The sequence below is a fragment of the Streptomyces sp. CB02009 genome, from assembly GCF_001905825.1.
Taxonomy (GTDB): Bacteria; Actinomycetota; Actinomycetes; order Streptomycetales; family Streptomycetaceae; genus Streptomyces.
On the sequence record NZ_LIVV01000005.1, the window covers coordinates 198,231 to 221,165 of the forward strand.

At 73.4% G+C, this 22,935-nt stretch carries 18 protein-coding genes; 5 read left to right on the top strand and 13 right to left on the bottom strand.

Annotated elements, in window-relative coordinates; translation table 11 throughout:
* Positions 1-251: 251 nt before the first annotated feature.
* Both AMK27_RS20370 and AMK27_RS20375 read left to right on the top strand, forming a co-directional pair.
* The gene (locus tag AMK27_RS20370) at positions 252-2,006 is read left to right on the top strand and encodes an acetyl/propionyl/methylcrotonyl-CoA carboxylase subunit alpha (RefSeq protein ID WP_073910107.1); all 1,755 of its coding nucleotides are present in this window, start codon (positions 252-254) and stop codon (positions 2,004-2,006) included.
* 101 nt (positions 2,007-2,107) lie between these two features.
* Positions 2,108-2,653 (top strand): TetR/AcrR family transcriptional regulator, encoded by a 546-nt coding sequence (locus AMK27_RS20375; RefSeq protein ID WP_073910109.1) that lies wholly within the window; start codon positions 2,108-2,110, stop codon positions 2,651-2,653.
* Positions 2,654-2,755: 102 nt separating this feature from the next.
* Here the strand turns inward: AMK27_RS20375 and AMK27_RS20380 are convergent, their stop codons facing one another.
* Entirely contained in the window at positions 2,756-3,682 is a 927-nt protein-coding gene (locus tag AMK27_RS20380) for a DeoR/GlpR family DNA-binding transcription regulator (protein ID WP_107425629.1), read from the bottom strand.
* Positions 3,683-3,931: 249 nt separating this feature from the next.
* Positions 3,932-5,371, bottom strand: a complete 1,440-nt coding sequence (locus AMK27_RS20385; RefSeq protein WP_073910114.1) for an NAD(P)H-quinone dehydrogenase — start codon at positions 5,369-5,371, stop codon at positions 3,932-3,934.
* Positions 5,372-5,597: 226 nt separating this feature from the next.
* On the opposite strand from AMK27_RS20385, the gene AMK27_RS20390 reads away from it, so the two are divergent.
* The 3 genes from AMK27_RS20390 to AMK27_RS20400 all read left to right on the top strand — a co-directional run bounded on the left by AMK27_RS20390 (position 5,598) and on the right by AMK27_RS20400 (position 9,301).
* Positions 5,598-6,035, top strand: coding sequence for a gamma-glutamylcyclotransferase (locus AMK27_RS20390; protein WP_073910117.1), 438 nt, complete (start codon positions 5,598-5,600; stop codon positions 6,033-6,035).
* A gap of 225 nt (positions 6,036-6,260) precedes the next feature.
* Positions 6,261-7,064: a purine-nucleoside phosphorylase gene (locus AMK27_RS20395; protein ID WP_030323930.1), complete on the top strand. Its 804-nt coding sequence runs from the start codon at positions 6,261-6,263 to the stop codon at positions 7,062-7,064.
* A 584-nt stretch (positions 7,065-7,648) separates the two neighbouring features.
* Positions 7,649-9,301 carry a phospho-sugar mutase gene (locus AMK27_RS20400; RefSeq protein ID WP_073910120.1) on the top strand — a complete coding sequence of 551 codons (1,653 nt, stop codon included), beginning with the start codon at positions 7,649-7,651 and terminating at the stop codon, positions 9,299-9,301.
* A 251-nt stretch (positions 9,302-9,552) separates the two neighbouring features.
* On the opposite strand, the gene AMK27_RS20405 is transcribed toward AMK27_RS20400, so the two are convergent.
* The 11 genes from AMK27_RS20405 to AMK27_RS20455 all read right to left on the bottom strand — a co-directional run bounded on the left by AMK27_RS20405 (position 9,553) and on the right by AMK27_RS20455 (position 22,782).
* Entirely contained in the window at positions 9,553-10,368 is an 816-nt protein-coding gene (locus AMK27_RS20405) for a phosphate ABC transporter ATP-binding protein (RefSeq protein WP_073911833.1), read from the bottom strand.
* Between the two features lie 46 nt (positions 10,369-10,414).
* Positions 10,415-11,290, bottom strand: a complete 876-nt coding sequence (locus tag AMK27_RS20410; protein WP_073910123.1) for a sortase — start codon at positions 11,288-11,290, stop codon at positions 10,415-10,417.
* Positions 11,287-12,567 (bottom strand): hypothetical protein, encoded by a 1,281-nt coding sequence (locus AMK27_RS20415; RefSeq protein WP_143204871.1) that lies wholly within the window; start codon positions 12,565-12,567, stop codon positions 11,287-11,289. Before AMK27_RS20415 ends, AMK27_RS20410 begins: the two co-directional genes overlap by 4 nt.
* Positions 12,568-12,747: 180 nt before the next feature.
* Entirely contained in the window at positions 12,748-13,722 is a 975-nt protein-coding gene (locus AMK27_RS20420; RefSeq protein ID WP_107425630.1) for a substrate-binding domain-containing protein, read from the bottom strand.
* 132 nt (positions 13,723-13,854) lie between these two features.
* Complete coding sequence (locus AMK27_RS20425) at positions 13,855-16,518, bottom strand: DUF963 domain-containing protein (RefSeq protein ID WP_073910127.1); 2,664 nt, start codon at positions 16,516-16,518, stop codon at positions 13,855-13,857.
* A complete protein-coding gene (pstS, locus tag AMK27_RS20430; protein WP_198955912.1) occupies positions 16,515-18,353 on the bottom strand; it encodes a phosphate ABC transporter substrate-binding protein PstS in 1,839 nt (612 codons plus the stop codon). The genes AMK27_RS20425 and pstS overlap by 4 nt, the downstream gene beginning before the upstream one ends.
* Complete coding sequence (gene pstA / locus AMK27_RS20435) at positions 18,350-19,633, bottom strand: phosphate ABC transporter permease PstA (RefSeq protein ID WP_079188539.1); 1,284 nt, start codon at positions 19,631-19,633, stop codon at positions 18,350-18,352. Before pstA ends, pstS begins: the two co-directional genes overlap by 4 nt.
* 32 nt (positions 19,634-19,665) lie before the next feature.
* Positions 19,666-20,670 carry a phosphate ABC transporter permease subunit PstC gene (gene pstC, locus AMK27_RS20440; RefSeq protein ID WP_073910129.1) on the bottom strand — a complete coding sequence of 335 codons (1,005 nt, stop codon included), beginning with the start codon at positions 20,668-20,670 and terminating at the stop codon, positions 19,666-19,668.
* Between the two features lie 78 nt (positions 20,671-20,748).
* The gene (locus AMK27_RS20445; protein ID WP_107425631.1) at positions 20,749-21,120 is read right to left on the bottom strand and encodes a DUF1508 domain-containing protein; all 372 of its coding nucleotides are present in this window, start codon (positions 21,118-21,120) and stop codon (positions 20,749-20,751) included.
* A gap of 218 nt (positions 21,121-21,338) precedes the next feature.
* Entirely contained in the window at positions 21,339-22,100 is a 762-nt protein-coding gene (locus AMK27_RS20450; protein WP_079188540.1) for a PH domain-containing protein, read from the bottom strand.
* A gap of 34 nt (positions 22,101-22,134) precedes the next feature.
* Positions 22,135-22,782, bottom strand: a complete 648-nt coding sequence (locus AMK27_RS20455) for a class F sortase (RefSeq protein WP_073910133.1) — start codon at positions 22,780-22,782, stop codon at positions 22,135-22,137.
* Positions 22,783-22,935: the final 153 nt, after the last annotated feature.

Below are 22,935 nucleotides of genomic sequence, written 5' to 3' on the forward strand. Positions count from 1 at the left end.
AATCATTGGGCCATTCGTAGGGACTCGACAAAGAAACCCGATCGGCCACTGGCTCCACGAACAGAGACCTGCGCCACACCTCGGAGCTACTGTGCCGTAAAGGAACCCTGCGTACCGTGGTGCGACAAGGGAATTCACGACCCGAGCGGGCCCGGGGTCACGCTCCGTGTGGGCAAGCTCACCACTGGGGACGGGTCGGCAGGCCGTGTCGGCAGTCCCTAAACTCAGCTTGTTTCAAGGAGGGAGCCATCGTGCGCAAGGTGCTCATCGCCAACCGTGGCGAAATCGCTGTCCGTGTGGCCCGGGCGTGCCGGGACGCGGGTATCGGCAGCGTGGCCGTGTACGCCGAGCCGGACCGGGATGCCCTGCATGTCCGGGCGGCTGACGAGGCGTTCGCTCTGGGCGGTGACACCCCGGCGACCAGCTACCTGGACATCGCGAAGGTGTTGCAGGCCGCGAAGGACTCGGACGCGGACGCGATCCACCCCGGATACGGCTTCCTCTCCGAGAACGCGGAGTTCGCGCAGGCCGTCCTGGACGCCGGTCTGACCTGGATCGGCCCGCCGCCGCAGGCGATCCGCGACCTGGGCGACAAGGTGGCGGCGCGTCACATCGCGCAGCGCGCCGGAGCCCCGCTCGTCGCCGGTACGCCCGACCCGGTCTCCGGCGCCGACGAGGTCGTCGCGTTCGCCGAGCAGCACGGGCTGCCGATCGCGATCAAGGCCGCCTTCGGCGGTGGCGGTCGCGGTCTGAAGGTCGCGCGGACGCTGGAAGAGGTCCCCGAGCTGTACGACTCCGCCGTGCGCGAGGCCGTCGCCGCGTTCGGCCGGGGCGAGTGCTTCGTGGAGCGCTACCTGGACCAGCCCCGGCACGTCGAGACGCAGTGCCTGGCCGACTCCCACGGCAACGTGGTCGTGGTCTCCACGCGTGACTGCTCGCTCCAGCGCCGGCACCAGAAGCTCGTCGAGGAGGCCCCCGCGCCGTTCCTCACCGAGGCGCAGAACGCCGAGCTGTACGCGGCGTCGAAGGCGATCCTGAAGGAGGCCGGCTACGTCGGCGCCGGCACGGTCGAGTTCCTCGTCGCCGCGGACGGCACGATCTCCTTCCTGGAGGTCAACACCCGTCTGCAGGTCGAGCACCCGGTCACCGAGGAGGTCTCCGGCATCGACCTGGTCCGCGAGATGTTCCGGATCGCCGACGGCGAGGCCCTGGGCTACGACGACCCGGCCATAAGGGGTCACTCTTTCGAGTTCCGCATCAACGGCGAGGACCCGGGCCGCGGCTTCCTGCCCGCCCCCGGCACCGTCACCCTCTTCGACCCGCCGACCGGCCCCGGAGTCCGCCTGGACGCGGGCGTGGAGTCCGGCAGCGTCATCGGCCCGGCCTGGGACTCGCTCCTGGCCAAGCTGATCGTCACCGGCGCCACCCGCGAGCAGGCCCTGCAGCGCGCCGCGCGTGCGCTCGCCGAGTTCAAGGTGGAGGGCATGGCCACCGCCATCCCGTTCCACCAGGCCGTCGTGGTCGACCCGGCGTTCACCTCCGACCCGTTCCGGGTCCACACCCGGTGGATCGAGACGGAGTTCGTCAACGAGATCAAGCCGTTCGCCCCGGCCGGTGCCGACGCCGACGAGGACGAGTCCGGCCGCGAGACGATCGTGGTCGAGGTCGGCGGCAAGCGCCTGGAGGTCTCGCTGCCCTCCTCGCTCGGCATGACGCTGGCCCGTACCGGCCTCGCGGCCGGCGCGAAGCCGAAGCGCCGCGCGGCCAAGAAGTCCGGCCCCGCCGCCTCCGGCGACACCCTCGCCTCCCCGATGCAGGGCACGATCGTGAAGGTCGCGGTCGAGGAGGGCCAGGAGGTCAAGGAGGGCGACCTGATCGTCGTCCTGGAGGCCATGAAGATGGAGCAGCCGCTCAACGCGCACCGCTCCGGCACCGTCAAGAGCCTGAACGCCGAGGTCGGCGCGTCGATCACCTCCGGCGCCGCGATCTGCGACATCAAGGACTGACCGACGGCACCGGGACCGGCCACGGTCACCGAGTACGGTACGAAGGGCCCGCAGGCAGCCGCCTGCGGGCCCTTCGTCGAGGGGAGGGTGATCCACCAGCCATGCGAGCCGACGCACGACGCAACCACGAGCGGCTGCTCACCGAAGCCCGCGCGGCCTTCGCCGAACAGGGCACCGACGCGCCCCTCGAGGAGATCGCGCGTCGCGCGGGCGTGGGCATCGGCACCCTCTACCGTCACTTCCCCACCCGGGCCGAGCTGCTGAGCTCGGTCTTCCAGGAGGCCCTCGCGGAGCTCCTGCACCGCTCGGGCGAGCTGGCGGAGGCCGAGGAGCCGTGCCGGGCGCTCGTGGAGTGGCTGCGCGCGCTGATCGCCCACGCGGGCGAGTACCGGGGGCTCGCGCATGCGCTGATGTCCGCCTCGTACGACCGGAGTTCGGCGCTCGCCCAGTGCAGCGAGCCGCTGCGCGCGGCGGGTGAGCGGCTGCTCGGACGCGCCAGGGAGGCGGGTCAGGTGCGCGCCGACGTGTCGATCGGCGATCTGATGCAGCTGACCAACGCGATCGCGCTGGCGGCGGAACAGTGCCCGGAGGACGCGGAGTTGGCGGACCGCCTGCTCGCGCTGACGCTTCGGGGCATCAAGGACTGAGAGAACCGGGGCGGTGGGGAACCCGGGCGGCGCCTCGACTGCCGCCGGAGCGGCCGAGGTTCGGCGGCGGAGCGCGGGACCCCTGGGGGAGGGTCCCCCGGCTCAGCGGCGCCGCATGTCCGCGACCCGCGCGGTGCGCTCCAGCGTCTCGGCGGCCATCCCTCCGCCCGGTCCCCGGAACTGACCTGCCGCCATCCGGCCGCGCTGCACCGGGAGCGGCATGTCACGGCGGGGCCGGGCGCCCGGGGGGACCTGGTCACCGCCGTTGGGGCCGCCCGCGGCGCCCGTGCCGGCGACGGCGATCTGCACGCCCTGGTCGGCGAGGGCCTGGAGCTCGGTGCCGGCCCGGTCGTCGTGGGCGGGCGGCTCGTCGGTCACCAGGCGGGTGATGACGTCCGTGGGCACCGTCTGGAACATGGTGTCGGAGCCCAGCTTGGTGTGGTCGGCGAGGACCACGACCTCGGCCGCCGCCTGGACCAGCGCCCGGTCCACGCTCGCGGAGAGCATGTTGGACGTGGAGAGGCCGCGCTCGGCGGTGAGCCCGCTCCCGGAGAGGAACGCGCGGGAGACCCGGAGCCCCTGGAGCGACTGCTCGGCACCGCTGCCCACCAGGGCGTAGTTGGAGCCGCGCAGGGTGCCGCCGGTCATGACGACCTCGACCCGGTTGGCGTGGGCGAGGGCCTGGGCGACCAGGAGCGAGTTGGTGACCACGGTCAGACCGGGCACGCGGGCGAGCCGGCGGGCCAGCTCCTGCGTGGTCGTCCCGGCGCCGACGACGATGGCCTCGCCTTCTTCGACGAGGCTCGCGGCGACGTCGGCGATGGCCGTCTTCTCCGCGGTCGCGAGATGGGATTTCTGCGGGAAGCCGGATTCTCGCGTGAATCCGCCCGGCAACACCGCACCGCCGTGCCGGCGGTCGAGGAGTCCTTCTGCCTCAAGGGCCCGTACGTCTCTCCGTACGGTCACTTCAGAGGTCTGGACGACGCGGGCGAGCTCGCGGAGCGACACGGCCCCATTGGCTCGCACCATTTCGAGGATCAACTGGCGACGTTCTGCAGCGAACACGAAACTGACAGTAACGTGACCGGCCGATACTTTTCAGCACTATGCGCCGAATTGCAGAAGATGCGCACAGACGGGGCCTCCAAGTGGTATGGGAGACCCCGTCGTTGATCCGTCGCACGCCGGGGCTATGCCCCGCCTTGCCGGGGGTTGTCCGAGTCGGCGAACCGTTCCCGCAGGCGGGAGCCGTGCACCGGCGGACCGCCCGGACGGGTGTCAGACCTCGCCCGCGGACTTCCGGGTGTGCAACTGCCGTGCCACTTCCGCGATCGAACCCGACAGGGAGGGGTACACGGTGAAAGCATTTGCGATCTGTTCGACCGTCAGATTGTTGTCGACCGCGATCGAGATCGGATGGATCAGTTCGCTCGCCTTCGGCGCGACGACACAGCCGCCGACCACGATCCCGGTGCCCGGACGGCAGAAGATCTTCACGAAGCCGTCCCGGATGCCCTGCATCTTCGCGCGGGGGTTGCGCAGCAGCGGCAGCTTGACGACCTTGGCGTCGATCTTGCCCGCGTCCACGTCGGCCTGCGTGTAGCCGACGGTGGCGATCTCCGGGTCGGTGAAGACGTTCGACGAGACCGTCTTCAGGTTGAGCGGGGCCACCGCGTCGCCGAGGAAGTGGTACATCGCGATACGGCCCTGCATCGCGGCCACCGAGGCGAGCGCGAAGACACCGGTCACGTCACCCGCCGCGTACACGCCGGGGGCGGTCGTACGGGAGACCTTGTCGGTCCAGATGTGACCGGAGTCCTTCAGTTTGACCCCCGCCTCCTCCAGACCCATTCCGGCCGAGTTCGGGATCGCGCCGACCGCCATCAGGCAGTGCGTGCCGGAGATGACCCGGCCGTCCGCGAGGGTGACCTCGACCCGGTCGCCGACCCGCTTGGCGGACTCGGCGCGGGAGCGGGCCATGACGTTCATGCCGCGGCGGCGGAACACGTCCTCCAGGACCGCGGCGGCGTCCGGGTCCTCGCCGGGCAGCACGCGGTCGCGGGAGGAGACCAGGGTGACCCGGGAGCCGAGGGCCTGGTAGGCGCCGGCGAACTCGGCACCCGTCACACCGGAACCGACCACGATGAGCTCCTCGGGGAGCTCCTTGAGGTCGTAGACCTGCGTCCAGTTCAGGATGCGCTCGCCGTCCGGCTTGGCGTCCGGCACCTCGCGCGGGTGGCCGCCGGTCGCGATCAGCACGGCGTCCGCGGTCAGCGTCTCCTCCGTGCCGTCGGCGGCCGTGACGACCACCTGGCGGGAGCCGTCCATCGCCTGCCGGCCGGAGAGCCGGCCGCGGCCGCGCAGCACCCGCGCGCCGGCCCGGGTGACGGAGGCGGTGATGTCGTGCGACTGGGCGAGCGCGAGCCGCTTCACCCGTCGGTTGACCTTGCCGAGGTCCACGCCCACGACGCGGGCGGCCTGCTCCACGTGCGGGGTGTCGTCCGCGACGATGATGCCGAGCTCCTCGTACGAGGAGTCGAAGGTGGTCATCACCTCGGCGGTGGCGATCAGGGTCTTGGAGGGGACGCAGTCGGTCAGGACGGACGCGCCGCCGAGGCCGTCGCAGTCGACGACGGTCACCTCCGCGCCGAGTTGGGCGCCCACCAGGGCCGCCTCGTATCCGCCGGGTCCGCCGCCGATGATCACGATCCGGGTCACTGGGATCTACGCCTCGCGCTCTCGTTCTGCCGGGGGGTCCCCCCGCTGGGATGCAGTGCGTACGCCATTGTCCCGCACGCTTCAAGTGCGTACCCCATTCTCCCGCACGCCCGGCGCGGCCTCACGCCGGGGCCTCCGAAGGGGTGCGCGCGCCCCGCGGGCGTACCCCCGGGCCGTCACCTCGGAGTTCTCCGGACACCCCGCCCCCTCCCGTACCCTCGGTCCCATGTCGCTCTACGCCGCATTCGCCGGCAACCTCGACGCCCGGCTGATGAGCCGCCGCGCACCGCACTCCCCCCTGCGCGGTACCGGCTGGCTGAACGACTGGCGGCTCACCTTCGGCGGCGAGCAGATGGGCTGGGACGGCGCGCTGGCCACGATCGTGGAGGCCCCGCGCTCCCAGGTCTTCGTGGCGCTGTACGACATCGCGCCGATGGACGAGGAGTCCATGGACCGCTGGGAGGGTGTCGGGCTCGACATCTACCGCCGGATGCGGGTCCGGGTGCACACCCTGGACGGCGAGGAGCCGGCCTGGGTGTACGTCCTCAACGCGTACGAGGGCGGGCTGCCGTCGGCGCGGTACCTGGGCGAGGTCGCCGACGCGGCCGAGTCGGCGGGCGCGCCGCACGACTACGTGATGGAGTTGCGCAAGCGTCCCTGCTGAGGCCGGGGCGAAGCCGGTCCGGAGGTGTGGGAACCGGAGGTGTGGGAACCGCCGAGTGACGAAGGCGACTCCTCCTCGGTGCGATTCGTCGGAAACGACAAGACAACGATCGCATGTCCGTCGGCATCGTCATCTACGCGCGTAGGCGAACTCCGGCTACGCTTCTTCGCGTATCGAATCCGTCCGGGGCCAGCCTCGGACCCCCTCCCCGAGGCGAGAGAGTCAGTGAACGCAACTGCCACCCCGTACGAGGCCGCCGAGGCCGCTGCCGCACGTCTTCGCGAGCTGACCGGAGTCGAGAACCACGACGTCGCCCTGGTCATGGGCTCGGGCTGGGCGCCCGCCGTGGACGCCCTCGGTGCCCCCGAGGCCGAGTTCCCGGTGACCGACCTGCCCGGCTTCCCTCCGCCCGCCGTCGAGGGACACGGCGGCAAGGTCCGCTCGTACAAGATCGGGGAGAAGCGCGCCCTCGTCTTCCTCGGCCGCACCCACTTCTACGAGGGCCGCGGTGTCGCCTCCGTCGCCCACGGCGTCCGCACCGCCGTCGCCGCCGGCTGCAAGACGGTCATCCTGACCAACGGCTGCGGCGGCCTGCGCGAGGGCATGCGCCCCGGCCAGCCGGTCCTCATCAGCGACCACCTCAACCTGACGGCCGCCTCGCCGATCGTCGGCGCGAACTTCGTCGACCTCACCGACCTGTACTCGCCGCGGCTGCGCGCGCTGTGCAAGGAGGTCGACGAGACCCTCGAAGAGGGCGTCTACGTGCAGTTCCCCGGCCCGCACTACGAGACCCCGGCCGAGATCAACATGGTCCGCGTGCTCGGCGGCGACCTGGTCGGCATGTCCACCGTCCTCGAGGCCATCGCCGCGCGCGAGGCGGGTGCGGAGGTCCTCGGCATCTCGCTGGTCACCAACCTGGCGGCGGGGCTCTCGGGCGAGCCGCTGAACCACGAAGAGGTGCTGCAGGCGGGTCGCGACTCGGCGGCGCGGATGGGCGAGCTGCTGACGCGGGTCCTCGACCGCATCTGAGTCCTCGCCGCGCCCCCGCGCCCCGCGCCCCCGCACCGTTCGGCCCTGGGGGGCCGAACGGGCTCCGGGGCGCTGCGGCGGCCTCGGATCGCCCGACGGCCTCGGACCGCCCGGTGGTCCCGACCGGCCGGTGGTCCGGACCGCCGGAGTGATCCCGGCCGCCCGGTGGTCCCAACCGCCGGAGCAGTCCCGACCGCCCGGTGGTCCCGACCGCCGGAGCAGTCCCGACCGCCTGGTGGTCCCGGCCGCCCGTCGGCGGGGCCGCTGCGCCGGGCTTCCTCCCCACCCCGCCCGGTGGTCCCGACCGCCGTCGGGGGGCCGCTGCGCGGGGCTCCTTCCCCACCCCGCCCCTTCCCGAACCGGGGCTCCGCCCCCGACCCCGCGCCTCAGGCGGCGGCGGGGCCGACGTCTCCGCCCGGCGGGCGGAAGCCCGGCCCGCCCGGTGTGAGGGCACGGCCGCAGGCCGTACGGGGGCCGGGGGCCCGCCCCCCGTTCGGGAAGGGGCGGGGTGGGGAATGGCTCCGCGCAGCGGCTCACACCCCCGCACCCACCTACCCGACCCGCCCCACCCCGAAAGGCACACCGTGACGCAGGACGACCTCCTCGCCCGGGCCCAGGCCTGGCTCGCCGAGGACCCCGACCAGGAGACCCGCGAGGAGCTCGCGAAGCTCATCGACGCGGGCGCGACCGACGAGCTCGCCGCCCGCTTCGCCGGCACGCTGCAGTTCGGCACCGCCGGCCTGCGCGGGGAGATCGGCGCCGGGCCCATGCGGATGAACCGCTCCGTCGTCATCCGCGCCGCCGCGGGCCTCGCCGCGTACCTCCGGGCCAAGGGCCAGGAGGGCGGTCTCGTCGTCATCGGCTACGACGCCCGCTACAAGTCGGCCGACTTCGCGCGCGACACCGCCGCCGTGATGACCGGCGCGGGACTGCGCGCCGCGCTCCTCCCCCGCCCGCTGCCGACGCCCGTCCTCGCGTACGCCATAAGGCACCTGGGCGCCGTCGCCGGCGTCGAGGTGACCGCGAGCCACAACCCGCCGCGCGACAACGGCTACAAGGTCTACCTCGGCGACGGCTCGCAGATCGTGCCGCCCGCCGACGCGGAGATCGCCGCCGAGATCGACGCGATCCGCTCGCTGCACGACGTGCCCCGCCCGGAGGCGGGCTGGGAGACCCTCGGCGACGAGGTCCTGAACGCCTACCTGGAGCGTACGGACGCCGTCCTGACCTCCGGGTCCCCCCGGACCGCGCGGACCGTCTACACGGCCATGCACGGCGTCGGCAAGGACGTCCTGACGGCCGCGTTCGCCCGGGCCGGCTTCCCGCCGCCCGCGCTCGTCGCCGCGCAGGCCGAGCCCGACCCCGCGTTCCCGACGGTCGCGTTCCCGAACCCGGAGGAGCCGGGTGCCATGGACCTCGCCTTCGAGGCGGCCCGGGCCGTGGACCCCGACCTGGTCATCGCCAACGACCCGGACGCCGACCGCTGCGCCGTGGCCGTGCCCGACGCGGGCGTCGTGGGCGGCTGGCGGATGCTCCGCGGCGACGAGGTGGGCGCGCTGCTCGCCGCGCACCTCGTCCACAAGGGCGCGACGGGCGTGTTCGCCGAGTCGATCGTGTCGTCGTCGCTGCTCGGCCGGATCGCGGAGGCCGCGGGCGTCGGCTACGAGGAGACGCTGACCGGCTTCAAGTGGATCGCCCGCGTCGAGGGCCTGCGGTACGGCTACGAGGAGGCGCTCGGCTACTGCGTCGACCCCGAGGGCGTCCGCGACAAGGACGGCATCACGGCGGCGCTGCTCGTGACCGAGCTGGCGTCGGTGCTCAAGGAGCAGGGCCGGACGCTGACCGACCTGCTCGACGACCTGGCGGTCGCGCACGGGCTGCACGCCACGGACCAGCTGTCGGTGCGGGTCGAGGACCTGAGCGTCATCGCGAACGCCATGACGGCGCTGCGTGAGCGGCCGCCGGTCTCGCTCGCCGGTCTGACGGTCGTGTCGGCGGAGGACCTGACGAAGGGCACGGAGTCGCTGCCCCCGACGGACGGGCTGCGCTACCACCTGGCGGGCGACTACAAGGCCCGGGTCATCGTCCGCCCGAGCGGCACGGAGCCCAAGCTCAAGTGCTACCTGGAGGTCGTGGTGCCGGTCGCCGCGTCGGTCGACCTCGCCCCGGCGCGGGTGACGGCCAACGAGGTGCTGGTGGCGATCAAGCGGGACCTGTCGGCCGCGGCCGGACTCTGATCCGCCGCGAGAGACGCGCCCGAAGGGCCGGTACGGGGTTCTCCCGTACCGGCCCTTCGGCCGTCCGGGTGAACCCCGCCCGGCAGATGTCGCCGGACGGCCCCCGCACGCCGGGGGCGCACGCCCGGCCTGCCGTCACGGCGGGGGTCCCGCCCGGGGTACCCCGGGGGCGGGCACTCCGGGGCGGGTGAGCCAAGGCACGCGCTCCGGGGCAGGCGCTCCGGGCCGGGCGCTCCGGGCCCGGTGAGGCCTCAGCCGAAGCGGCCGTTGACGTAGTCCGCGGTGCGCGGGTCGGTCGGGGAGCCGAACACCGTTTCCGTCGGGCCCTGCTCGACGATCACGCCGGGGGTGCCCTGCTCGGCGAGGAAGAAGGCGCAGGAGTCGGAGACGCGGGCCGCCTGCTGCATGTTGTGGGTGACGATGACGACGGTGACCTCCGACTTCAGCTCGGCGATGGTCTCCTCGACCCGTCGGGTGGAGGTCGGGTCGAGCGCGGAGCAGGGCTCGTCCATCAGCAGGACGCGGGGGCGGACGGCGAGCGAGCGGGCGATGCACAGGCGCTGCTGCTGGCCGCCGGAGAGCGCCCCGCCGGGCTGCCGCAGCCGGTCCCTGACCTCGTTCCAGAGGCCGGCCCGGGTCAGGCACTCCTCGACGAGGTCGTCCTTGGCCTCCTTGCCGGCCCGGATGCCGCCGAGCTTCAGTCCGGCGAGGACGTTCTCGTACAGGGACATCGCGGGGAACGGATTGGGCTTCTGGAAGACCATGCCGATCTCGCGGCGGGCGTGGGTGATGCGGCGGCCCCGGTCGTAGATGTCGGCGCCGTCGAGGAGGACCCGGCCGGCGAGCGAGGCGGTGCCGGTGAGTTCGTGCATCCGGTTGAGGATGCGCAGGAAGGTCGACTTGCCGCAGCCGGAGGGGCCGATGAGGGCGGTGACCTCGCGGGCGGGCATGGCGAGCGAGACCCGGTCGAGGACCTTGCGGTCGCCGAACCAGGCGGAGACGGAGTCGGCTTCGAGGGCGGCGGCCCGGGACGGGGCCGGGGTGCCGCCGTCCGGTACGGGCGGCAGGGCGACGGTGTCGACGAGATCGGTCACGGCGTGGACTCCACAGCGGTCAGAGGAGGTTGGGCAGGAGCCTGGTCAGCTCGCCGGAGACGAGGACACCGAGGGCGACGAGGACCGGAACGGCGGCGACCCAGGTCTGGCGGCTTCCCCAGCGGCGGCGGGCGAGGACGGTGAGCAGGGCGGCGAGCAGCAGCGCCTGGGCACCGAGGAAGATCCCCGGCCAGGCGTCGGGGTCGCCGGCGAGGGGCTTCTCCGCGGCGGTGATCCAGCCGGGGCGCAGCGGGCGGGGCGGGCTGGGCAGGGCCTCGCCGACGAGTCGGGCGTCGATCCGGACGACGTCCTCGGGGGTGTACGCGCCGCCGCTCGCGGTCATGAGGGTGAGCCGCCCCTGGCCCCGGCCGAGGGCCGCGGGGTTGGGGTCGCCGGGGTGCCGGACGCCCGTCACCTCGTACACAGACCGGCCCTGACCGGTGGTCACCTCGACGCGGGCGCCGTTCGGCAGCCGGTGCACGTCGTTGAAGGGGCTGCCGTAGCCCCACTTGCGGCCCATGATCACGCTGGTGCCGGCCTGGCCGGGCAGCGCGGTGTCCCGCCGGTGTCCGGGGCCCGACATGAGGACCTCGGAGGTGGTGCCCTCGGCGACGACCTCGCGGAGTCCGAGCGCGGGGATGCGGAGCAGGGCGAGGGGAGCGCCCGGCGCGAGGGGCTTCCCGTCGAAGGTGAGCTGGCCCACGGGGGCGGTGCCGAGGGCGAGTTGCTCGCGCAGGTCGTCGTAGGCGGTGGACTGCTCGCGGGCGTGCTGGAGGTGGCCGACGACGGTGAGGTTGGCGGCGAAGCCGATGAGCAGTGCGGCGAGGACGCACAGCGCCGCCCCGGCCAGGGCGAGCCCGGCGCGGGGGGCGGTGGGTGGCGGTGCGGTGGTCACGGGCGGGCGCCCGCCGTGCGGCGGCGGGTCTGGATGACGGCTGCCGCGCCGAGGAGGCAGAGCGCGAGGGAGCCGAGGGCGGCGGAGGCGGCGGCGGAGGCGCCGGTGGAGGCGAGGCTGCCGCCGGTGCCGCCGTGGGTGCCGGTGCCTCCGGTGCCTCCGGTGCCTCCGCCGGAGTCGCCGGATCCGCCGCTGGGGCCGGTGCCGCCGGAGTCGCTTCCGGAGCCGCCGCTCGTCCCGGAGCCGCCCGTGCCGCCCGTGGTGTCCGTGTCATCGCTCGCGGTCGGCGCGGGCGTGTCGGTTCCGGTCGGGTCCGGGGTGTCGCTGGGCGTCTCGCCGGACGGGTCGGTCGGGGTGCCGGTCGGCGTGGGCGTGTCGGTGGCCGTGGGGTCGACGGTGGGCGTGGGGGTGCCGGTGCCCGTCGGTGTCGGGGTGGTGCCGGTAGGGGTGGGGACGGGCTCCGTCACGTACAGGGAGTAGACGAAGGACGCGGCGGTGTGGGCTTCCGGGTCGGTGGGGGTGAACGTGGCGACCACGGGCAGTCCGTCGTTGTTGACGGCGGACTCGGTGACGGTGACCTGGGCCTTCCCGTCGACGACGTCGACGGTGCCGATGTCGACGAGCTCCTCGTTCACGAACTTCTGGAAGTTCACCGTTCCGGCGGCCTCCTCGGGCTGCACGTGCGCGATGATCCTGGCCGGTTCGCCGACGACGGCGGTGCCGGGTTCGGACACGACCTCGAGGAGGGTGGCCCGCTGCGTGATCGGGGCCCAGGTGTCGCCGGTGACCTGGACCATCGTGGAGAAGAAGTGCTCCGCCTCGGCCCCGTTCGCGGTCCGGCAGTAGAGGCGGAGCTCGTAGCGGCCGTCGAGCGGGCCTTCGGGGACGAACCGCTTGAGGGCGTCCTGGAGCGACAGCGGGTCCGCCTCGACGTCGACGGGCCGGGTGAAGGCGCCCCCGCTCAGGGGCTCCCCCGCGACGGTGACCGCCAGGTCGTGGAAGGTGGCGCTGAGGCCGGGCTCGACCACACCGAGCCGGACCTTGACGTAGGGCTTCGCGGGGTCGGCCGGCGCGGGGCAGGCCGCAGAGGTGCCGACCTGTGTGCCGAGGGGCTTGTCGGTGAGGGAGCCCGTACCGCCCTGGAGCGTGAAGGCGCCGTGCAGCGTGGCGGCCCTGGCGGGGGCGGCCACGGCGAGGACGGCGGCGAGGGTGCCGCAGAGCAGGGCGAGCGCCATGAGCAGCGTGACGGGTGATCTCAGTGGTGCGGGGCGGTTCATGCGGGTCCCCCAGGAGTCGGATGCGGGAGTGGGCGGGTCGGCGGGGCGGTACGGCGGCGCGGGGCGGCGGCGCGGGCGCCTGCCCGGGCGGGGGCGGTCCGGGCGCGGTCGCCGCGGGTACGCCCGGGGGCCGGGCACCCGAGGGTGCCCGGCCGGTGTGCGGTCAGGGTGCGGTGGTGATCAGCGCTCGCCCTTGACGGTCGTGGCGCCGCAGGCGGTGCCGAGGGCGCCGAAGCCGTAGTTGGTGATGGTGGTGGTGGCGGCGCAGACCTTGGAGGTCGAGCCGACGAAGGTGGAGGAGATCGTGGCGTTGGTCAGCTTCGCCGTGGGGACGACGTTGTAGACGTCGCGGAGGAAGGGGAAGGCCGTGTTGAGGGTCTTGTCGGCGTTGCGCGGGGCGACGGTGCCGACGGAGCCGAGGACGGCCGCGCCGCGGCGGTTGGTGACGACACCCTTCTCCTGGGCCGTGTAGGAGGCGACGGAGTACGGGGCGATGTCACCGGCGCTGTCGAGGACGGTGCCGTCGTTCTCCTGGACACCCTGCTGGACGCAGGCGCCCGGGGTGGTCACGCCGATGGAGGAGAGGAAGAACTGGCGCGTGCCGGAGTTGCTCTGCGGCAGGATCGGGGTGAGCGCCACGCCGTTGAGGGTCGTGAGGTTGCACTCGTAGATGTTCTTGAGCTGCGTCGCCGTCAGGTCGGAGGGCAGCGCGCTGTCGGAGCGCTTGGCCCAGGACACCGCGTCCTTGGCGAACGGGATCCAGGTCAGGTCCGTGGTGCTGGTGTCGGCCGGACCGCGCGAGGAGCGGGCGAAGTCGAGGCAGCCGGAGTTGGTGTCCACGGCGTTGCGCAGGGCGTCGATTCCGGCCGAGGAGCCGTTCGGACGGTTGATCACACAGCCGGTCGCCTTGGTCTTGACCGTGGCGGAGCCGGTGGCGTCCCAGGACGCGACGATCTTCTGGCCGAGGGCGTTGACGACGACGTTGCCGAGGCCGTTGAGGACGTCCTGGGTCGTGTCCGAGCCGGTGCCGGCAAGGGTGCGGTACTGGGTGACCGGGTTGGGGTCGGCCTGGGCCGCGGGGGCGAGGGCGACACCGAGACCGAGCGCGGCCACACCGAGGGCGGCACCGATACGAGCGCGGGACTTGACGTTCACTTCTGATCTCCTCCGTGGAAACGGATGTCATGGAATGGACGCACAAGCAGAATTCGAATTCTTCAGAACGGCCGACCCGTCGACCGGCCGGGAACAACAATTCCGTACGGGCGGCAGGGGCGGCCACCACGTTCAGCCGCTCTTCAGGTTACGAATTCCTGTCCTAGGTGAATCCGAGGGAATCCGGCGGCGGGCCGCGGCCAGAACGGCGGGCCCCGCGACACCGGCGAGTCCCCCGGCGACCAGGACCGCGAGAAGGGCCCAGCGGATGGCGCCGAGCACCTGCGACGGGGTGCTGCCGGTGCCGGCGAGCTCCTCCCCCGGTGCGCCGCCGGGGCCTCCGGTGTTCCCGCCGGAGGGCGGTGGCGGGGCGGCGGAGGACGGTGTCCCGGCGGACCCGCCGGTGTCCGTGCCGCTCGCGGACCCGCCGCCGCCGGATGCCGCGCCTCCTGAGCCGCCCGGGCCGGTGTCCGTGGAGCCCGTGGAGCCGCTCGCTCCCTGGCCGCCGCCGGAGTCCGGGCCTCCGCTCGACCCGCCGGCGCCGGCGGTCGAACCGCCGCCCGCGCCGCCCGTGGTGGAGCCCGGCCCGGTCGGCGCCCCGCGCTCCAGGCGGTCGGCCGCCGCGGCGGCCCTGGCCTTCAGCTTCGCGGGCATCGGCGCGTAGCCGAGGGGCAGCTCGCCGGGGGCGGTGCCCTGCTTCTGGCCCGGTCCGGCGGCGTAGCGCAGCACGCGCGCGTAGTCCTTGCGGGCGTCGGCCGGAAGGCCGGTGGAGGCGGCGGCGTACGTCACCACCGTCAGCGGGTAGGCGCCGTTCCTGGCGCGCGCCGGGTCGGGCGTGAGGACGCCCGGCACGGCGGAGTCCTCGAACTGGTCGACCGCCTTGAGCATGGCGGCGGCGGTGGGGTGGACGTAGGTGCCGTCGGCGTTCGGCAGGGCCGCGATCTGGAGCTGGTAGCGGGCCGCCGAGGCCGCGTCGGTGATGCCGTAGGCCCGGCGGGAGCCCGGGGGCACGTCGCCGCCCGTGAGCTTCAGCCCGCCGGTCGCCGTGTCGGGCGCCGCGCGGTCCTTGGCGCCGTTGGTGCCCCGGCGGACCGCGCGCGCGGCGTCGTGCAGGTCGATGGCGTAGGGCGAGCGGTCGACCATGCCGTAGGTGATGTCGAGCTCCCCCTCGACCAGCTTCGTCTCCGTCGGGTCGGCCTTCGGGAATTCGTAGGAGCCTGCCGAGGCGAGCCCGAGATCCTTGAAATAGCGGTTGATCCGCATTCCCCAGGGGTCCGCGTTCCCTTCGAGGAATGCGCGCGCATCACGGTCGGCGCGCAGGTAGTTCCAGACGACGCGCGTACTGTCCGAGCGGTCGGCGGAAAGCAGGATTCCGCCCGGGTAGTTCATCACCGACTGCTGGAACTCCTTGAATCGCGGATTCAGCGCCAGGAATTCCGGGTCCCGGAGGATGGATTCCGGATTTCCCTTCAGATGGTCGGGGACGGGATCCTTGTCGGTGAGGAGCCGGACGTCGTACGGGTAAGAGCCGGTGAGCAGCTTCGCCAGGAGCCGGGGGTTCAGCCTCAGGTCCTTGACGAGTCCGATCCTGTCGGCCTCCCAGTAGAGGCCCACGGTCAGCCCGTTGACGGCGACGGGCGCGTGCACGAAGCCGGCCTTCTCCCCGCCGTCGACGGGCTCGACGGTGAACGCGAGGCCGGGCGAGGTGGAGGTCGGGTTGAGCAGGTTGCCCCGGGCCAGGTCCTCACCGCGCTGGGTGAAGGTGAAGCGGGTGCTGCCGTCGGCGCAGAGCGAGGACTGCCAGGACGTGAGCGCGTCCGTGACCAGCTCGGATCCGGTCATGCGGCGCTCGGCCTTGTCCGTGGGGCAGGGCTCGCGGACGGGCAGGAAGCCGAGCGGGAAGACGATGCGCCGGTTCCAGTTGGTGGTGGAGAACGCCGAGGTGACGGGACGCCCGGTGGTCCCGTCCGGGTCGTGGGAGCCGCGGGGCACGACCACGAGCCAGCAGCCCCGGCCGCGCGCGCTCGCGCCCGACCCGACCGGGTCGCCGCAGCCCAGGTGCGGGGCCTCCCGGGTGGACTGGAGGTTGAAGCCCGTCTCCCCCGTGCCGTCGGGCTGCGTGGTGGCGAAGAACTCCTCGTTGCTGTCGCCGGGGCTGAAGTAGGTCCAGTCGGTGGGCTTGGTCGTGGCGGGGCCGGAGACCGGGGTGAAGGGCACGAACGGGTCGGTCGTCTGCCCCGGGTACTCCGGGTCGGGGATCCGCTCGCCGTACTGCTTCTCCAGCGGGTCGGAGCCGACCGGGAGGAGGCGGCTGCCGATGAAGGCGCCGAAGTCGGAGCCCTTGGCGCCGGCGCCGAGCTGGCACTGCTCGCGCCGCGGCCCTGCCGGGTCGTCGCCCCAGCACTGCATGATCTGGAGGTAGTCGGTGTTCCGCCCCTGTGTGGGCCGCCCGCCCTTCCAGGTCACGTTCAGCCCCTGCGAGCGCAGGTTCCTCGTCTGGTGGACCGTCACTTCGAGCGTCGAGAAGTCGTCGTACGGCCCCTTGGTCCCCCGTTTCGTCACCGCGGAGTCCTGCGTCGGCGCGGAGTCCTGCGCAGGCGTGGAGTCCTGCGCAGGCGTGGAGTCCTGCGCAGGCGTGGAGTCCTGCGCAGGCGTGGACTTCTGGGAAGGCGCGGAGTTCCGCGAAGGGCCGGTCGCCGCCGCTGCGGACGGGTCCTGCGGCAGCGGGACCAGGGCGAGCACGACCGCGGCGAGGAGCGCCCCCAGTCCGGTCCCGCGGGTGGGTGCCGGCCTCACCGTCCGCCTCCCTGGCGCTCGGCCCGGGCGGCGAGCGCGCGGCCGACGAGCGGCGGCGCGACGACGGTGGCGAGGAGCAGGAAGGCGGAGAGGGCCATGAGGACGCCGCGCAGGCCGCCGCCCGTGTCCGCGGCGAGGGTGACCGGGGAGCCGACGATCTGGTTGCCGCCGTAGTCCTGGCCGCCGCCGGTGCCGCCGCCCGTACCTCCGCCGTCGCCGATGATCTCGCCGGTGTCGGGGTCCACGGCGCCGCCGCCCGTGCCGCCGCCGGTGGCGGAGCCGCCGGAGCCCGTGCTCCCGCCGCCCGTTCCGCCGCTCGCGGAACCACCGCCGCCCGTACCGGCACCGGCGCCGGAGCCGGTGGCTCCGCCCGTGCTGCCGCCGCCCGTGCCGCCGGTGGAGCCGGCTCCGCCGGAGCCGCTGCCGGTCGAACCGCCGGAGCCGCCCGTACCCGAGCCGTTCCCGTTGCCGCCGGTCGGGCCGCCCGTGGCGGAGCCCCCGGTCGCACCGCCGTTGTTCACCTGGGTGTCCGTTCCCTTCGCGCCGCCCGTGCCGTCCCCGCACTGCGTGGGACCGCGCTTGTCGCAGGCCTTCGGCCGCGGCGCGTTCTTGGCGAGGGTGTTGGTGCCGTCGGCCGAGAAGGTGGGGTTGCGGCAGTCGGACAGGTCGACCGCGCCGGTCGGCGCGCCGGGGATCCGGCGGACCTGGTCGAAGCCGGCCTGCACGAGGTTCCTGGGGAGCGGCGAGTAGCCGAGCTCCTCGGCCTGCTGCTGGCCCTCGCAGAGGAAGTAGCGGGCGAAGGTGCCGAGGGAGCGGCCCTTCTCGGCGGTGTGCGGGGCGGTCTCCGAGGTGGGGACGACCATGTAGCTGTAGCTGGAGAGCGGGTAGCCGCGCTCGTCCCGGGACTGGTAGACGTCGTCGAGGATCTGCGTCAGGTAGTTCGTCGAGTTCCGGTCGGTGTTGATGCGGGCCTTGAGCAGGGCGACGGCGACGGCCTGGGCGGTCGGCTCGACGTAGTAGCCGGAGGCGTTGAGGACCTTGACGACCGGGAAGTGCGCGTTGATCGCGTACGAGTACTCGACGTAGGTGATGGCGCCCTCGCCCTGGGGCTGGCGGACGTGCGCGGAGACGCCGAGCGAACCGGACTTGGCGACGGTGGTGGTGCCGGGCACGACCGGGAAGTACGAGGTCATGCCGCAGGGGGTGGAGCGTCCGGCGCGACGGCAGTAGTCGTCCCAGACGGGGCCGTTCTCCTTGGCGAGCCAGGTGGTGAACTGGGCCGTCGTGCCCGAGCCGTCGGAGCGCACGACGGGGACGATGCGGCGGGCGGGGAGGTTGAGGCCGGGGTTGTCGGCCTTGATCTCCGGCGCGTTCCACATGGTCAGCCGGCCGGTGAAGACCTTGGCGAGCACGGGCCCGGAGAGGCGCAGGTTGGTGACCTGGCGGCCGCCGATCCGCAGGTTGTACATGAAGGCGGTGCCGCCGGCGACGATCGGCATGTACGCGTAGCCCCGGCGCGGCGGTACGTCGGTGGCGCCGCCGTCGTTGAGGCCGTACGGGATCTCGGAGACGGCGAAGTCGACGGTGCCGTTCTTGAACTGCTCGCGGCCCTGCGAGGAGCCGTTGGCGTTGAAGTTGACCGTGAGGCCGACGTTGGCGCCGATGTTGCGGCGCCACTGCTCGACGGCGTTGGAGCTCCAGGTGGAGCCGGAGCCGGTGATCTTGGTGTATCCGGCGGCCTGCGCGGCGGGCGGATGGACGAGCAGGGCGAGCACCGCGCACAGGGCTGCGGCGAGCCCCAGGGCGGTGCGGGCGAGCGGGGCGGCGGATCTCACGGCGTGCTCCTCGGAGGTACGGATCGGTCGGCGGGCGCGGCGGGGGTCCCGGAGGCGGAGGCGGTCCCGAAGGCGGACGCCGTCCCGGAAGGCGCCGCCGCCGCGGTGGCGGAGGCCCATCGGGCCGCGTCCTGCCGCGACGCGAGGGCCCTGCGCCGCTCCTGGCGCTTCGTCAGCTGCCCGGGCCCGCGCCCGCCCGCGATCCGCGCGAGGACGAAGAGGAGCAGGACGAGCAGCATGAGGACGGCTGCGGTGCCGAAGCCGCGGGCGATCATGTTCGGTTCGGGCGACTTCACGAGCTCGAAGGTGGCGAGCGGCAGGGACACCTGCGCGCCGGAGGTCGGCAGGGCGTTCAGCTCGGCGGTGAACCCGGCGGTCAGCAGCACGGGCGAGGTCTCCCCCACCCCGCGCGCGGTGCCGAGGATCACGGCCGTGGTCAGCCCCGAGCGGGCGGTCGGCAGGACGACGTGCCAGACCGTGCGCCAGCGCGAGGACCCCATGGCGTACGAGGCCTCCCGCAGCGTGCCCGGGACGAGCCGGATGACGACGTCGGAGGCGCGGATGATGATCGGCAGCATCATCACGGAGAGGGCGAGCGAGGCGGCGAGGCCGGAGCGCTCGGCGCCCAGGGCCAGGATGACGGTCGCGTAGATGAAGAGTCCCGCGACGATCGACGGCAGCGCCGTCATGGCCTCGACGATCGTGCGGACCAGGCGCGCGAAGGGGCCGGGCACCTCGGTGAGGAAGACGGCGCAGACGACGCCGGTGGGCACGGTGAGCGCGAGCGCGATGCCGACCTGTTCGAGGGTGCCGACGACGGCGTGCAGGATGCCGCCGACGTCGAGCGGTTCGAGCGGTCCCGCCAGGCTCATGTCCTCGGTGAAGAAGTTGAGGTGGACGAGGGCCTTGCGGCCCTCCCAGAGCGTGAAGGCGACGACGAAGACGAGGACGGCGAGGAGCAGCAGCCCGAGGCTGCGGACGACGGCTCCGGCGATCCGGTCCCGTACGGCCGGCCCGTCCTCGTCGAAGGAGACGAGCAGCGCGTACAGCCCGATGAACAGGACGTACGCGACGATCACGAAGCCGACGGCGCCGCTGAAGGGCAGCAGGCGGGCGAAGAGCAGCCAGGTGAGGGCGAGCGAGGCGGCCGCGGCGCCGAGCAGCGCGTACACGTCGGAGGCGCGCGTGCTGCCGGTGGTGCGGCGCCGTTCGGGTCCGGGCGGCGGCGGGGCCTGCTCGGTGGGCGGTCGCGGCTTCGGCCGCTCCGGGGCGATGGTCATCGGGTTCGGTTCCCCCTTGAGGAGCGCGCGGGCTAGGCGTCGCTGGCGGCGCCGGAGCGGCTGCGCGCGACGATGGACGAAGCGGCGAAGTTGACGATCAGGGTCATCACGAAGAGGGCGAAGCCGGCCGCCATCAGGGCGGACATGCCGAAGGGCGTGGCCTCGCCGTAGCGCAGGGCGATGAGTGAGGAGACCGAGCTGGTGCCGGTCTGCAGGACGTGCCACTGGATGGTGAAGACCTGCGAGATGACCATGTAGACGGCGATCGTCTCGCCGAGGGCGCGGCCGAGGCCGAGCATGGTGCCGCCGATCATGCCGCCCTTGCCGAAGGGCAGGACGACGCTGCGGATCATGCCCCAGCGGGTGGCGCCGAGCGCGTACGCGCCCTCGCGTTCGCCGGCGGGTGCCTGGGAGAAGACCTCGCGCATGATCGAGCAGATGATCGGCGCGACCATCATCGCGACGACGAGACCGGCGACGAAGGTCGACGACGTGTAGACGGTGGGCGGGGCCAGCGGATCGCCGGGGTCGGCGCCGTCGACCCGCAGGAACGGGATCCAGCCGAGGTACGTGGCGATCCAGCGGGCGATCGGGAGGATCGACTCCTCCAGCCAGAAGACCCCCCACAGCCCGTAGACGACGGACGGCACGGCGGCCATCAGGTCGACGGTGGAGATCAGGGTGCGGCGCAGCCGGGGCGCCGCGTACTCGGAGATGTAGAGGGCGGCTCCGGTGGCCAGCGGCACGGCCACGGCGATCGCGACGAGGGCGATCAGGACGGTGCCGAGCAGGACGGCCGCGATGCCGAACCGTCCGGCGTCGGGCTCCCAGTTCTCGGTGGTGAGGAAGGAGAGTCCGGCACGGTCGAGGGCCTGCCAGGCACGGAGGAGCAGGAAGCCGCCGACGAGGAGCATGACCGCGAGGACGAAGCCGCCGCCGGTGCGGGCGACGGCGCGGAACACCCGGTCGGGAAGGCCGGGGTCGGCGTGGAGCCGTCGCGGCGTGTCGGGTGGCGGGTCAAGGGTCTCGGTCGTCACGGGAAGGACGTAAGTCCTGCCCGGTGGACACGTGTTCCCCTCGATGTGAACGAGGGGCGTGCGCGGGGCAACTTCCGTTCACCATAAGGCGGTCGAGGACCATCTGGGTCCCTCGGTGGCGATCAGGGCACGGAACCGCGCATAGGCGGTGCGGCAGGTGGAATGGCGTTCGTACGAGCGTCCCGAGAGGGCGGCGGTACGCCCCTCGGCGTCGCGCAGCAGCCACACCCAGCCGTTGCCGCCGGCGGTGTGCTGCACGCCGCCGGCCATGTCCGCGTGCCCGGCGCAGAGGGCCGTGAAGGCCTCTCGGCACCGGGCGTGGTCGTCGTAGCAGACCCCCGACCGCGCGACGACCCTCCCGTTCTGCGCGACGAGTCGCCATCCGTAGCGTCCGTCGGCCCCCATGTCGACCAGACAACGCGTTCCGGACACACCGGTGCCCTTGGTCATCGCCCCCACCCCCACAGTCTCGGCAAGCGCAATCTATTGAGACCGGGGTGACGGTTGGGTGCTAAACCAATTGCGGGGTGGCACGCTTCACCAGGAGGTTGCCCCTAGGACACCGGCGGCGGGGCGGGGCCCGTCACCGGACGGGGCGGACAGGCCATCGCGAGCAGGGTCGGCAGGATCAGCCCCTCGCGAGCAGGGTCAGCCCCTCGCGAGCAGGGTCAGCCCGTCGCGAGCAGGATCACCAGGAGCAGCAGCCCGGCCACCGCGGGGCCGACGATCTCGTACGCCCAGCGGACCCGCGCCTCACCGGCCGCGCCCGGGGTGCCCGCCCGGCGCTCGGCGAGCTCGCGCAGGTCGGCGACCGTCTGGTCGGTGGGCGCGGTGCGCGACGCGCTGTCCCGGACGTCGGCGCTGACCGAGGTGCGGCCGTGCGGGTCGTCCTGGGAGGCGCGGGAGGCGCGGCGGGCCGCCTTCTTGCGCTGGCGCAGCGAGACGGGGACGGCCCACAGCTGGTACTTGGCGCCGTCCTGGGTGAAGACCTCGCTGGAGTACCCGGCGCGGACGTCGGCGACCGTCGACCAGGGCAGCGTGATCGACCGGAACGGGTTGCGGATGCGGAGCCGGTCGTCGTTGGCGTAGACGGCCGGACGGATCGTGAAGGCGACGATCAGCGGCACCGCGAGGAGGAGGCCCGCGAGCGCGAGCCAGGGCGACCGGCCCTCCCCGCGGAACAGCACGTCACTGGCGAACAGGGCCGCGAGGATCAACAGGAACACCCCGCTGGCGATCCCGAGCGGCGACCGGAAGACGCGGTCGGGGGACTCCTGCCCCGTGGACGGCTGCCCGGCGGGCTGCTGCCGTGCGGACTTCTGCCCCGCGGGCTTGCGCCCCGCGGGCTTCTTCCCGGCGGACGGCTGCTCGGGGGTCGACTCGCGGCTCGGCTCGTGGCTGGGCTCGGGGGTCGGCTCGGGGGTCGTCATGGGGCCGATTGTGCCTCAGTGGGCCGGTGGGGGCTCAGGCGGCCCGCGTGGCCACGAGATCGGCGTACAGAATGATGTTGTCGGGGCGGTGGCCGTCGACCAGCTCGCCGCCGCAGGTGATGAGGCGCAGCTCGGGACGGTCGGTGTCGCCGTACACCTTGGCCGTCGGGAACGCGCCCTTGCCGACCTGCTCCAGCTCCCTGACCCGGAAGACCGCGGTGGTCCCGTCGGCCCGGGTGACGCTGATCTCGTCGCCGACCGCGACCTCGGAGACGTTCTTCAGCACGGCGGGGCCCCGGGCGGTGTCGAAGTGCCCGATGAGGACGGCGGGGCCGGTCTGCCCGGGCGTGACGCCCTTGTCGTACCAGCCGATCCGGTCGGCGTCCACGACCGAGGGGACCTCGACGGTGCCGTCGGCGGCGAGCCCGAGCTCCAGGACGGGCCCTGCGGCGCCGGTGTCGACCCCGGCGGCGGGGACCCGGACCCGCACGGGCAGGGAACGGGCGAGCGGGCGGACCGGAGCGGAGCTCGCGGTCGGCGCGGGGGCCGAGGTGGCCCCGGAGATCCGCGCGGGAGGGGTGACGACCTGCTGCCCGCCGCCGGCCGAGCATCCGGTGAGCGCGGCGAGGACGGCACACAGGAGGACGGGGGCGATACGGGCGGGGTGACGGCGACGGTTCACGGGCGGGCTCCGGGCGGGGGCAGAGGGCGGACGGGGGACGGGGTCAGACGGACGGCGGACGGGGTCCGGCCGGTCGCCGCGTGGGACGCGGCGACCGGCCGGGGGTGGGGTGTCGCTCCCGCTCGGGTCAAGGGGCAGGGAGTCGGGGTGGAG

Coding starts and splice junctions, on each gene's coding strand:
- AMK27_RS20375 (WP_073910109.1), top strand. CDS start 2,108: ATGCGAGCCGACGCACGACGCAACCACGAGCGGCTGCTCACCGAAGCC.
- AMK27_RS20380 (WP_107425629.1), bottom strand. CDS start 3,682: ATGGTGCGAGCCAATGGGGCCGTGTCGCTCCGCGAGCTCGCCCGCGTC.
- AMK27_RS20390 (WP_073910117.1), top strand. CDS start 5,598: ATGTCGCTCTACGCCGCATTCGCCGGCAACCTCGACGCCCGGCTGATG.
- AMK27_RS20415 (WP_143204871.1), bottom strand. CDS start 12,567: ATGAACCGCCCCGCACCACTGAGATCACCCGTCACGCTGCTCATGGCG.
- pstA (WP_079188539.1), bottom strand. CDS start 19,633: ATGACCATCGCCCCGGAGCGGCCGAAGCCGCGACCGCCCACCGAGCAG.
- AMK27_RS20445 (WP_107425631.1), bottom strand. CDS start 21,120: ATGACCAAGGGCACCGGTGTGTCCGGAACGCGTTGTCTGGTCGACATG.
- AMK27_RS20450 (WP_079188540.1), bottom strand. CDS start 22,100: ATGACGACCCCCGAGCCGACCCCCGAGCCCAGCCACGAGCCGAGCCGC.